A 12,219-nucleotide genomic window follows, 5' to 3' on the forward strand; every position below is an offset into this window, starting at 1 on the left:
CCGCCCCGGCGATGCCGGGGCGAGTAGTCAGATATCCTTCACCTTGCTGGTTAAAAACAGCGTCACCAGCGAAATGGCCGCGATCGTCCAGTAGACGCTGGCGTGACCATAGCTCTGGGACAGCGCCCCCTGCATCACGCCGGCAAGGATCACGCCGGTGGAAATACTGTTGGTGAACAGGGTGGTCGCCGCTCCCGCCCGTCCCGGCATTAAATCCTGGAACCACAGCATGCCTATCCCGGCGATAATGCCGATAAAGATGGCATTGAACAGCTGCAGAGCCAGCAGCGCCGTGCGACCATGAAACAGGATCAGTCCGGCATAAAACAGCACGCCGGCGGCCACCGCCGCCACCATCATTTTACGTTTGCCAAAGCGCTTTACGTAGTAGCCGGCGAGGATCATCGCCGGTATCTCCAGCCCGGCGGCAGTGCCCATCAGGATCCCGGCCAGGCTGTCGGGAAGCCCGAGATCGCTGCTGATCCACAGCGGCATATCAATGATGTACATGGTGTTGCAGGTCCACATCAGGGTGGAGGCGATAAACAGCATACGCACGTTCTTGTCCTGCCAGCCGCCGGCCTGCGCTAGCGCCGCCGCCTCCTCCGAGGGCTGTTCCACACGCGGAACCGAAGGCAGTTTGATGGCAATCAGAGCGAGGCTAATGACAAAAATGCCCGCCGCAATGGAGAACATGGTGGTGAAGCCATAGTTGAGCGCCAGCATAAAGGCCAGCGGCGGGCCAATCACCCAAGCCAGCGACAGCTGGGCGCGCATGACCGAGCTGAACATCACCACTTCCCGCGCCGAGCTGTCAGCGTACTCCCGCGCCAGCGCGAAGAGCTGCGGCATGGCCGCGTTGGCAATGGATGCCAGCATCACGCCGCAGGTGATCAGCGTCAGATAGTGGCGGTTGAAGGCAAACAGCAGCGCATTACCCACCGCCATCAGACAGCAGAACATAATCAACCGCCGCCGGTCGCCGCGGCTATCGGAGCGCTTGGCCAGCCACAGGCTAACCAGGATCCCGGCGATGGCGTTTACGGTATAGAACAGGCCCACCCAGAACGGTTGCGCCCCCACTTCGCGGCTGAGAAACAAACTCAACGTCGGCGCCTGCAACGCGCCCGCCACGCCCATCATAAAAGCAACCAGCATAAAGGCGGCATAGACGCCGTTAAGCCGTCGTCCCATCGTCATCAACCACAGCATGGAATGTCCTTAACACACGCGAAGAAAACGAAAAAAGCCAGCAGAGGCTTTCTGCTGGCGGGTGATTCTATACTCTATGGATTTCATGCTGCAGGACAAAACGGTTAACCATTTTGCGCCGCGCTCGCGCTGGCCCTGAAAAGGTGAGTCCCGTAGAGGCGAATCACGCAGCCAGAACATACGGCCCAGGAAGCATCGACAGCGCACCTGCAGTTTGAAAAACGACGAGTATAACACCAATACTCAGTCACACATGATGTCTGCAAGTCAATGATCAGAGGTCGTTGACGTCACTCCCCACTGCATCAGTTCCCCCAGAATTTCCTGCTGTCGTCCTGCCATCAGGCGGGCCAGCCAGGACGCTTCCTGCGTCGCAGAAAAGTAGCGTTGGTAGAACGATTTTGCGGTAGACCTCATCATATTCACCTCCTCGCTTCATCGGGATTCATTATTGGCTTAATATAGGAAGTAATAAATTGCTGAGTTTTGCGCAGGAGTTCCCCTTTTATGTCTTCCGGCCGTCTGCAACAACAGTTCATTCGCCTATGGCAGTGCTGCGACGGCAAGTCGCAGGAGACCACCCTTAACGAGCTGGCGGAAATGCTGAGCTGCTCGCGCCGCCATATGCGCACCCTGCTCAATATGATGGAGTCCCGCGGCTGGCTGACCTGGGAAGCGGAGGCAGGCCGCGGCAAGCGTTCGCGGCTAACCTTTCTCTATACCGGCCTCGCCCTGCAGCAGCAACGTGCCGAAGATCTCCTTGAGCAGGATCGCATCGATCAGCTGGTGCAGTTGGTCGGCGATAAGGCTGCCGTCCGCCAGATGCTGGTCTCGCATCTCGGCCGCAGCTTCCGCCAGGGGCGGCACATCCTGCGCGTGCTCTACTATCGTCCGATGAAGAATTTGCTGCCAGGTAGCGCGCTGCGGCGTTCGGAAACGCATATTGCCCGGCAAATATTCAGCGCCCTGACGCGGGTAAATGAGGAAAATGGGGAACTGGAAGCCGATATTGCCCACCACTGGCAGCAGCTGACCCCCACCCACTGGCGCTTTTTCCTCCGTCCCGGCATCCATTTTCACCATGGCCGTGAGCTGGAGATGGCGGATGTGATCGCCTCTCTGCAGCGCAGCAATGCCCTGCCGCTCTATTCACATATCGAACGCATCGAATCGCCCACCGCCTGGACCCTGGATATTCATCTGCGCCAGCCCGACCGCTGGCTGCCCTGGCTGCTGGGGCAGGTGCCGGCGATGGTGCTGCCGCAGGAGTGGCAGACCATGAACCACTTTTCCTCCATGCCGGTCGGCACCGGCCCCTATGCCGTGGTGCGTAACAACCAGAATCAGCTCAAGATCCATGCCTTTGAGGACTATTTTGGCTACCGGGCGCTGATCGATGAGGTGAACGTCTGGGTGCTGCCGGAGATTAGCGAAGAGCCCAACGGCGGCCTGACGCTGCAGGGCAATACCGAAAGCGAAAAAGCGGTAGAGAGTCGCCTGGAAGAGGGCTGCTATTACCTGCTGTTCGACTCGCGAAGCCCGCTGGGGGCCAACGACGCGGTGCGCCGCTGGCTAAGCTATCTGTTTCAGCCCGCCAACCTGCTCTACCATGCAGGCGAACACTACCAGGGCAACTGGTTTCCCGCCTACGGCCTGCTGCCGCGCTGGCATCATGCCAGCAACCACGCCTGCGAGAAGCCGGCGGGGCTGGAGACAGTCACCCTTACCTACTACCGCGATCACGTCGAACATCGGGTGATCGGCGGGATCATGCGCGACCTGCTGGCGGCGCATCAGGTAAAGCTGGAGATCCAGGAGCTGGAGTACGATGCCTGGCATCGCGGCGAGGTGGTCAGCGATATCTGGCTCAACAGCGTGAACTTCACCTTACCGATCGAATTTTCGCTCTTCGCCTATCTGTACGAAGTCCCGCTGATTCAGCGCTGCATTCCCATCGACTGGCAGGCAGACGCCTGCCGCTGGCGAGCAGGAGAGTTTAATCCGGCCACCTGGAGCCAGCGGCTGCTGGCCGGGCAACATATCGTGCCGCTGATCCACCACTGGCTGATGATTCAGGGTCAGCGCAGTATGCGCGGCGTGAGGATGAATACCCTCGGCTGGTTCGATTTTAAATCCGCATGGTTTGCGCCGCCGGAGCCGTAAGCGCTTTCCGTCATCTGACAAAATCATTACACTAAGGCCGTTCTCAACGGGGTGCTAATAAACATACGCAATATCATTCAAGTTGCATCAAGGCAGCAAGCGGGTGAATCCCCTGGAGCATAGATAACTATGTGACTGGGGTGAACGCGCGAAGCTAACGCAGATGCGGCTTGAAGGATGAAGCGTATGGGCTGAGAAAATACCCGTCGAACCTGATCCGGATAACGCCGGCGAAGGGATTTGAGGCTCACTCAAAATCCTTTGCCACCCCTTTTTTCTGAGGTGCAAAGTGTTGAAAAAATTACTCCCGCTGCTGGCGCTGGTCGCCATGCCCGCTTTGGCTAAGCCTGTTCTTACCGTCTATACCTATGACTCCTTCTCTGCCGACTGGGGCCCCGGCCCGGCGGTCAAAAAAGCCTTTGAAGCGGAGTGCGGCTGCGAGCTGAAGTTCGTCGCGCTGGAAGATGGCGTTTCGCTACTGAATCGCCTGCGCATGGAAGGCAAAAACAGCAAGGCCGACGTCGTGCTTGGCCTTGATAACAACCTGCTGGAAGCCGCGGCGCAGAGTAAACTGTTTGCCAAAAGCAACGTACCCGCCAGCGCGGTCAGCGTGCCGGGCGGCTGGGATAATGACACCTTTGTTCCCTACGACTACGGCTATTTCGCCTTCGTCTATGACAAAAACAAACTGGCTAATCCACCGAAGAGCCTGAAAGAGCTGGTCGAGGGCCCGCAAAAATGGCGGGTCATCTATGAAGATCCGCGTACCAGCACCCCGGGACTGGGCCTGCTGCTGTGGATGCAAAAGGTCTATGGCGATCAAGCGCCCGAGGCCTGGCAGAAGCTGGCCGCGAAAACCGTTACCGTCACCAAAGGCTGGAGCGAAGCCTATGGTCTGTTCCTGAAAGGGGAAAGCGACCTGGTGTTGAGCTATACCACCTCGCCGGCCTACCACATGATTGAAGAGAAGAAAGACAACTATGCGGCGGCGAGCTTCGCCGAGGGCCACTATCTGCAGGTCGAAGTTGCCGCGCGTACCGCCGCCAGCAAGCAGCCGGAACTGGCGGAAAAATTCCTCAAATTTATGGTATCTCCTGGCTTCCAGAACGCCATCCCTACCGGCAACTGGATGTATCCGGTGACCAAGGTCACCCTGCCGGCCGGGTTTGATACCCTGGTGAAGCCGCAGACCACCCTGTCCTTTACCCCGCAGCAGGTCGCCAGCGAGCGTCAAACCTGGATTAGCGCATGGCAACGCGCCGTCAGCCGCTAAACCTTCGCGGGCTGATGCCGGGCCTGTTCGCCGCTACGCTGCTGTGCGCTGTCGCGCTGGCGGCGTTTCTGGCGCTGTGGTTTAGCGCCCCCGGCGCGGGCTGGCAATCGGTCTTCAGCGATAGCTACCTGTGGCATGTGGTCCGCTTCTCCTTCTGGCAGGCGTCGCTGTCAGCGCTGATCTCGGTGGGACCAGCCATCTTTCTCGCCCGCGCGCTTTATCGGCGTCGCTTCCCGGGCCGTACGCTGCTGCTGCGCCTGTGCGCGATGACCCTGATCCTGCCGGTGCTGGTGGCGGTGTTCGGTATCCTCAGCGTCTATGGCCGCCAGGGCTGGCTGGCCTCACTATTTCACGCGCTCGGCTGGCAATGGGAGTTCTCGCCCTACGGTCTGCAGGGCATCCTGCTGGCGCACGTCTTTTTCAATATGCCGATGGCGACCCGCCTGCTGCTGCAGGCGCTGGAGAACATTCCCGGCGAGCAGCGGCAAATTGCCGCCCAGCTTGGCATGCGCGGCTATGCCTTCTTCCGCCTCGTCGAATGGCCGTGGCTGCGCCGGCACATTCCCGCCGTCGCCGCGCTGATTTTTATGCTCTGCTTCGCCAGCTTCGCCACCGTACTCTCGCTGGGCGGCGGCCCGAAAGCCACCACGATCGAGTTGGCTATCTACCAGGCGCTGAGCTTTGACTACGATCCGGCGCGAGCGGCAATGCTGGCGCTGATCCAGATGCTCTGCTGCCTTGGGCTGGTGCTGCTTAGCCAGCGTCTGAGTAAAGCCGTCGCCATCGGCGTCAGCCATGTGCGCGGCTGGCGCGACCCTGACGATCGCCTGCATAGCCGCCTGAGCGACGGGTTGCTGATCGGCGCCGCCCTGCTGCTGCTGCTCCCGCCGCTGCTGGCGGTCATCGTCGACGGGATCAACCGTAATATGCTGGACGTGCTGGCGCAGCCAGCGCTCTGGCAGGCATTGAGCACCTCTCTACGCATCGCCATCGCCGCCGGGCTATTGAGCGTGACCCTGACGATGATGCTGTTATGGAGCAGCCGGGAGCTGCGCGCTCGCCAGCGGCCGTTGGCCGGGCAGGCAATGGAGCTGAGCGGCATGCTGATCCTTGCGATGCCGGGAATTGTGCTGGCGACCGGCTTCTTCCTGCTGCTCAATAACACTATCGGCCTGCCGGAGTCCGCCGACGGCATCGTCATCTTCACTAATGCCCTGATGGCGATCCCCTATGCGCTGAAAGTACTGGAAAACCCGATGCGCGACATTGCCGCCCGCTACAGCATGCTGTGCCAGTCGCTGGGTATTGAAGGCTTTGCCCGGCTGCGGGTGGTCGAGCTTCGCGCTCTCCGGCGCCCGCTGGCCCAGGCGCTCGCCTTCGCCTGCGTACTGTCGATTGGCGATTTCGGCGTGGTGGCGCTGTTCGGCAACGAGGCGTTCCGCACCCTGCCTTTCTATCTGTACCAGCAGATAGGCGCCTACCGCAGCCAGGACGGGGCCGTCACCGCCCTGCTCCTGCTGCTACTCTGTTTCTTGTTGTTTACGCTGATTGAAAAACTTCCGGGGCGTGATGCTAAAACTCAATGATGTGACCTGGCTATACCAGCATCTGCCGATGCGCTTCACCCTCGACGTCGCGCGCGGGGAGCGCATCGCGGTGCTCGGTCCCAGCGGCGCCGGAAAGAGCACCCTGCTGAATCTGATCGCCGGGTTTCTGCCACCCGCCAGCGGCAGCCTGCTGATTAACGGCGAGGCGCATAACGCGACGCCGCCGGCGCAGCGTCCGGTCTCGATGTTGTTTCAGGAGAATAACCTGTTTAACCATCTGACCATTCGACAAAATATCAGCCTCGGGATCCACCCAGGCCTTAAACTGAACCGCGAGCAGCAGGCGCAGGTCACGGCGATAGCTGGACAGATGGGAATTGATGCTCTGCTGGAACGTCTGCCCGGCGAGCTCTCCGGCGGTCAGCGGCAGCGCGCGGCGCTGGCCCGCTGTCTGGTGCGCCAGCAGCCGGTGCTGCTGCTGGATGAACCCTTCTCGGCGCTCGATCCGGCGCTGCGCCAGGAGATGCTGTCCCTTGTCGCCGATGTCTGCGAGCAGCAGCAGCTCACCCTGCTGATGGTCTCCCACAGCGTAGAGGACGCCGCGCGCATCGCGCCGCGCTCGATGGTGGTCGCCGAAGGGCGTATTGTCTGGGATGGCGCCACCGCCGAGCTGTTAAGCGGCCACAGCAGCGCCTCGCATTTGATGGGGATCAGCGCGCGATGACTTTGTGCAGGATCGCCAGATAGACCGGCATCAGCGGATGGCGGAAGACAAATGTTAACGCTGTAGCCGCCAGCGCGACCATCAGAGGCGACAGCCACAGCAGTCGGCCGCGCGGCAGCCAGCGGGTCAGCCGATCGCCTGAGGTTTTCGCGCTCCGCCACAGCCGCCAGCACAGCCATCCCGCCAGCCAGGCCAGCAGCGCCGCCCCCAATAGCAGCCATTTAAAGCTGGCGCTGTTTTCATCAGCCGGAATATCAATCGCCGCCCCGGCGAGAATGCCCGGAAGGAAATAGAGCGGCGGCCAGAGCAGGCAGCCGATAATATTCGGTAGCACGAACTTGGCCACCGGCAGGTCGAGCATCCCGGCGACCATTGGCACCAGCGGACGCGTCGGTCCGACAAAGCGGCCAATCAGAATGGTGATCATGCTGTGCTGATGCAGCGCATGCTCGGTTTTCTCCAGCAGGGCGCGGTTTTTCTTCATAAACGACCAGCGGTGCAACGGCTTCTTAAAGCGCCAGCCGAGCCAGAATGAGATCCAGTCGCCCAGCAGGCAGCCGACAATCCCCGCCAGCCACGCCTGCCAGAAGTTAACTTCGCCGCCGCCGATGAGCGCCCCAAGGCCAGCCATCATCACCGTGCCGGGTAAGATAAGCCCCACCAGCGCCAGCGACTCGAGAAAGGCCACCAGCATCACGGCTAACAATGAGTAGACCGTGGATTGGGTAATAAAGTGTTCGAGCAATGCTTGCATAATGTACCCGGTTAAAAAACGAAGCCCGGATTCTCCGAAGCCATCGCGCCGTCGTCAAGCCATCAATTGTCTTAATAGTTTACTGGCTGTGACATTTAAGCGGGTCATCATTTCACTTTCTTTACTTTTTATTCACAACCCGCGCGGAATTCGCTCGGGCTGGCCCCGGTGCATTTTTTAAACACGCGGGAAAAATAGAGCTGATCTTCGAAGCCGACGTTGCGCCCAACGGTGGCGATCGGCATCCGCGTGGTGCTGAGCAACAGTTTGGCCTGGCTGATGCGCTGATCCTCCCGCCAGCCGAGGACGCTGACCCCCAGCTGCTGGCGGAACAGGTGCGACAGACGCGAGGGCGACAGGCAGACGTGCTGGGCGACGCTGGCGATATCAAAATGGCTGTCCGCCAGATGGTCGCTGATGTACTGGCAGGCGTCGCGCACCCGGTTGTCCAGCGGCGGATGCAGCGATTCGTTGATCGCCTCCATGCGCCGCAGCAGCAGCTGTTCCAGCAGGTTTATCGCCAGCAGTTCGGAATAGCGCCCCGCCCCCTGCCCGGCATCGACGATCTGGCCGAACAGCTCGCCAAAGCGCGCCTGCCACTGTTCATCCGGACGGAAAAAGCCGGTCTGGGCAAAAATCGTTGGCCAGTTGAGCCACTCGTGCCAGTAGGCGCGCGGGCGGAAGTAGACCCACTGGTGATACCACTCGCTGGCGTCGGGATGGCGGCCATAGTGATGAATTTCCCCGGGCGGGAACAGCAGCATATCGCCCGGCCGGCAGACAAACTGTTCGCCGTGGTTGTTGATCACCCCCTCGCCGCGGATCGTCAGATTGAGAATATAGCCTTTCATACCCAGCGGGCGGTCGATAAAGAAATCCAGGTATCCCTGCGCCTCAATCGGCGTCAGGCCGGTGACCAGATGAGCGTTAAAAGAGTAGCCCGGCAGCAGCGGATCGTTTTGCGTTTCGGCCATACGCGTGGTTCTCCCCGAAGGTATCAGTGGCACCAATTGTCCATATCCATCATTTTATCGCTCTCGGCCCTGTCGCGACTGCGACGGCGGTGGGAATTTGGCGAAAAACCCGCACAGCAAGCGAAAAAAGCGCCAGCAGCGTGCATTCCACCGTGATATGCCGGGTAACAAAAGTGTCTATAAATACGGCAGAAAAGTCCACATCGAATATTTGCACGGCGTCACACTTTGCAAGGTAACAGCAAAATAATCCATAAGATTAGCGAATCCGGCCTGACGGATTTTGCCGGGGATATCTACTGTTGCTGCATGAATGATTTCTGCATGGAGTAACAAGATGGCAATTGCGATTGGCCTCGACTTTGGTAGTGACTCAGTCCGCGCTCTGGCGGTGGAATGCGCGTCCGGCGCAGAGCTGGCGACCAGCGTGGAGTGGTATCCGCGCTGGCGGGAAGGACAGTATTGCGATGGCGCTAACAACCGCTTCCGCCATCACCCGCGAGATTACATCGAGTCCATGGAAGCGGCGCTGAAAAGCGTGCTGGCTTCGCTGAGCGCCGAACAACGCGCCGACGTCGTGGGCATTGGCGTCGACAGCACCGGCTCAACTCCGGCTCCCGTCGATGCCGAGGGCAACGTGCTGGCGCTGCGCGAAGAATTCGCTGACAACCCTAACGCCATGTTTGTCCTGTGGAAGGATCACACCGCGGTCGAGGAAGCCGAGGCGATCACCCGCCTGTGTCATCAGCCGGGCAAAGAGGATTACTCGCGCTATATCGGCGGGATCTACTCCAGCGAATGGTTCTGGGCCAAAATCCTTCACGTCACCCGCGAAGATAGCGCAGTCGCCCAGGCAGCCGCCTCGTGGGTAGAGCTTTGCGACTGGGTGCCCGCCCTGCTCTCCGGTACTACGCGTCCGCAGGATCTGCGCCGCGGCCGCTGCAGCGCCGGACATAAATCGCTGTGGCATGAGAGCTGGGGCGGTCTGCCGCCGGCCAGCTTCTTCGATGAGCTTGATCCCATCATCAACCAGCATCTGGCCTGGCCGCTGTTCACCGATACCTGGACGGCCGATGTGCCGGTCGGCACGCTGAGCGCAGAGTGGGCCCAGCGCCTGGGTCTGCCGCAGAGTGTGGCCATCTCTGGCGGCGCCTTCGACTGCCACATGGGCGCCGTTGGCGCCGGCGCGCAGCCTAACGCGCTGGTGAAAGTCATCGGCACCTCCACCTGCGACATTCTGATCGCCGATAAAGAGAGCGTCGGCGAGCGCACGGTCAAAGGCATCTGCGGCCAGGTCGACGGCAGCGTGGTTCCACACTTTATCGGCATGGAGGCAGGCCAGTCCGCCTTCGGCGATATTTACGCCTGGTTTGGCCGCATTCTCGGCTGGCCGCTGGAGCAGCTGGCTCAGCAGCAGCCGGCGTTGCGCGAGCAAATCAAAGCCAGTCAAAAACAGTTACTGCCGGCGCTCACCGAAGCCTGGGCCAACAATCCATCGCTGGAGCATCTGCCGGTGGTGCTCGACTGGTTCAACGGCCGCCGCACGCCGAATGCCAACCAGCGCCTGAAAGGGGTGATCACCGACCTTAACCTGGCCACCGACGCGCCGGCGCTGTTCGGCGGTCTGATCGCCGCCACCGCCTTCGGCGCTCGCGCCATTATGGAGTGCTTCACCGAGCAGGGGATCCCGGTTAACAACGTCATGGCGCTTGGCGGTATCGCGCGGAAAAACCAGGTCATCATGCAGGCCTGCTGCGACGTGCTGAACCGTCCGCTGCAGATTGTCGCCTCCGATCAGTGCTGCGCGCTGGGGGCGGCTATCTTCGCCGCCGTCGCCGCCGGCGTCTATGAGGATATTCCAGCCGCCCAACAGCGGATGGCAAGCCAGGTGGAAACTACCCTGCAGCCGCGTCCGGCGCAGGCACAGCGTTTCGAACAACTCTATCAGCGCTACCAGCAGTGGTCGGTCAGCGCGGAACAACACTATCTCCCTTCGGCTGCAAAGGCGGAAAAAGCCCCGCAATCTCAGGCAGCGCTCACCCATTAAGGATACGAAAATGACGATTTTTGATAACTATGAAGTATGGTTCGTTATTGGCAGCCAACATCTGTACGGCCCGGAAGCCCTGCGCCAGGTGACGAAGCATGCCGAACATGTGGTGAACAGCCTGAATGCGGAAGCCAAACTGCCGTGCAAACTGGTCCTTAAGCCGCTGGGCACCACCCCGGACGAGATCACCCATATCTGCCGCGACGCCAACTACGATGACAAATGCGCCGGGTTAGTGGTCTGGCTGCATACCTTCTCGCCGGCAAAAATGTGGATCAACGGCCTGACCATCCTCAATAAGCCGCTGCTGCAGTTCCATACTCAGTACAACGCCGCGCTGCCGTGGGACAGCATTGATATGGACTTTATGAACCTGAACCAGACCGCGCACGGCGGCCGCGAGTTCGGCTTCATCGGCGCCCGCATGCGCCAACAGCACAGCGTGGTCACCGGCCACTGGCAGGATAAAGAGGCCCACCAGCGTATCGGCGGCTGGATGCGTCAGGCGGTCTCCAAACAGGATACCCGTCATCTGAAAGTGTGCCGTTTCGGCGATAACATGCGCGAAGTGGCGGTGACCGACGGCGATAAAGTCGCCGCGCAGATTAAGTTTGGCTTCTCGGTGAACACCTGGGCGGTCGGCGATCTGGTGCAGGTGGTGAACAGCATCAGCGACGGCGATATCAGCGCCCTGGTCGATGAATATGAGAGCAGCTACCGTCTGACCCCGGCGGCGCAGGTTCACGGCGAGAAGCGCCAGAACGTGCTGGACGCCGCGCGCATTGAGCTGGGGATGAAACGCTTCCTCGAACAGGGCGGTTTCCACGCCTTTACCACCACCTTTGAAGATCTCCACGGCCTGAAACAGCTCCCGGGTCTCGCCGTACAGCGCCTGATGCAGCAGGGCTACGGCTTTGCCGGCGAGGGCGACTGGAAAACCGCCGCTCTGCTTCGCATCATGAAGGTGATGTCAACTGGTCTGCAGGGCGGCACCTCCTTTATGGAGGATTACACCTACCACTTCGACAATGGTAACGATCTGGTGCTCGGCTCGCACATGCTGGAAGTGTGCCCGACGATCGCCACCGCCGAGAAACCGATCCTCGACGTTCAGCCGCTGGGCATCGGCGGCAAAGCGGATCCAGCGCGCCTGATCTTCAATACTCAAACCGGCCCGGCGATCGTCGCCAGCCTGATCGACCTGGGAGACCGCTTCCGTCTGCTGGTCAATACCATCGAAACCGTCCCAACGCCGCACGATCTGCCGAAGCTGCCGGTGGCCAACGCCCTGTGGAAAGCGCAGCCGGATCTGCGTACCGCGTCGGAAGCCTGGATCATCGCCGGCGGCGCGCACCATACCGTCTTCAGCCATGCGCTGAACCTCGACGATATGCGCCAGTTCGCCGAGCTGCATGATATCGAGCTGACCGTCATCGACAACGATACCCGTCTGCCGTCCTTCAAGGACGCGCTGCGCTGGAATGAAGTGTATTACGGTTCAAAACGCTAAGAGGCCGTCCCC

Annotated in this window: 10 protein-coding genes and 1 riboswitch; of the genes, 6 read left to right on the forward strand and 4 right to left on the reverse strand. The window is 60.5% G+C overall.

Features of this window, described 5'->3' with window-relative positions; genetic code table 11:
• Positions 1-27: 27 nt before the first annotated feature.
• Both HMPREF9538_RS05355 and sgrT read right to left on the reverse strand, forming a co-directional pair.
• Entirely contained in the window at positions 28-1,212 is a 1,185-nt protein-coding gene (locus tag HMPREF9538_RS05355) for a sugar efflux transporter (RefSeq protein WP_004147046.1), read from the reverse strand.
• A gap of 267 nt (positions 1,213-1,479) precedes the next feature.
• Positions 1,480-1,632, reverse strand: a complete 153-nt coding sequence (gene sgrT, locus HMPREF9538_RS05350; RefSeq protein ID WP_002888448.1) for a glucose uptake inhibitor SgrT — start codon at positions 1,630-1,632, stop codon at positions 1,480-1,482.
• Between the two features lie 87 nt (positions 1,633-1,719).
• On the opposite strand from sgrT, the gene sgrR reads away from it, so the two are divergent.
• From sgrR to thiQ, 4 genes are all read left to right on the forward strand, one after another.
• Positions 1,720-3,375 (forward strand): HTH-type transcriptional regulator SgrR, encoded by a 1,656-nt coding sequence (gene sgrR, locus HMPREF9538_RS05345; protein WP_004145968.1) that lies wholly within the window; start codon positions 1,720-1,722, stop codon positions 3,373-3,375.
• A gap of 37 nt (positions 3,376-3,412) precedes the next feature.
• A riboswitch (TPP riboswitch) is annotated at positions 3,413-3,632 on the forward strand.
• Between the two features lie 32 nt (positions 3,633-3,664).
• Positions 3,665-4,648: a thiamine ABC transporter substrate binding subunit gene (gene thiB, locus HMPREF9538_RS05340; protein WP_004178584.1), complete on the forward strand. Its 984-nt coding sequence runs from the start codon at positions 3,665-3,667 to the stop codon at positions 4,646-4,648.
• Positions 4,624-6,234, forward strand: coding sequence for a thiamine/thiamine pyrophosphate ABC transporter permease ThiP (gene thiP / locus HMPREF9538_RS05335; RefSeq protein ID WP_004147039.1), 1,611 nt, complete (start codon positions 4,624-4,626; stop codon positions 6,232-6,234). The genes thiB and thiP overlap by 25 nt, the downstream gene beginning before the upstream one ends.
• Complete coding sequence (gene thiQ / locus HMPREF9538_RS05330) at positions 6,218-6,919, forward strand: thiamine ABC transporter ATP-binding protein ThiQ (RefSeq protein ID WP_004178579.1); 702 nt, start codon at positions 6,218-6,220, stop codon at positions 6,917-6,919. The genes thiP and thiQ overlap by 17 nt, the downstream gene beginning before the upstream one ends.
• On the opposite strand, the gene HMPREF9538_RS05325 is transcribed toward thiQ, so the two are convergent.
• Positions 6,906-7,673: a DedA family protein gene (locus HMPREF9538_RS05325; protein WP_002888373.1), complete on the reverse strand. Its 768-nt coding sequence runs from the start codon at positions 7,671-7,673 to the stop codon at positions 6,906-6,908. The two genes, thiQ and HMPREF9538_RS05325, sit on opposite strands and share 14 nt — an antisense overlap.
• A 128-nt stretch (positions 7,674-7,801) precedes the next feature.
• The gene (gene araC, locus HMPREF9538_RS05320) at positions 7,802-8,647 is read right to left on the reverse strand and encodes an arabinose operon transcriptional regulator AraC (protein ID WP_004145972.1); all 846 of its coding nucleotides are present in this window, start codon (positions 8,645-8,647) and stop codon (positions 7,802-7,804) included.
• Between the two features lie 337 nt (positions 8,648-8,984).
• On the opposite strand from araC, the gene araB reads away from it, so the two are divergent.
• Positions 8,985-10,694, forward strand: coding sequence for a ribulokinase (gene araB, locus HMPREF9538_RS05315; RefSeq protein WP_012737392.1), 1,710 nt, complete (start codon positions 8,985-8,987; stop codon positions 10,692-10,694).
• Positions 10,695-10,704: 10 nt separating this feature from the next.
• A complete protein-coding gene (araA, locus tag HMPREF9538_RS05310) occupies positions 10,705-12,207 on the forward strand; it encodes an L-arabinose isomerase (protein WP_004177424.1) in 1,503 nt (500 codons plus the stop codon).
• The last annotated feature ends 12 nt before the right edge of the window (positions 12,208-12,219 follow it).

The organism is Klebsiella sp. MS 92-3, assembly GCF_000195655.1.
Taxonomy (GTDB): Bacteria; Pseudomonadota; Gammaproteobacteria; order Enterobacterales; family Enterobacteriaceae; genus Klebsiella; species Klebsiella pneumoniae.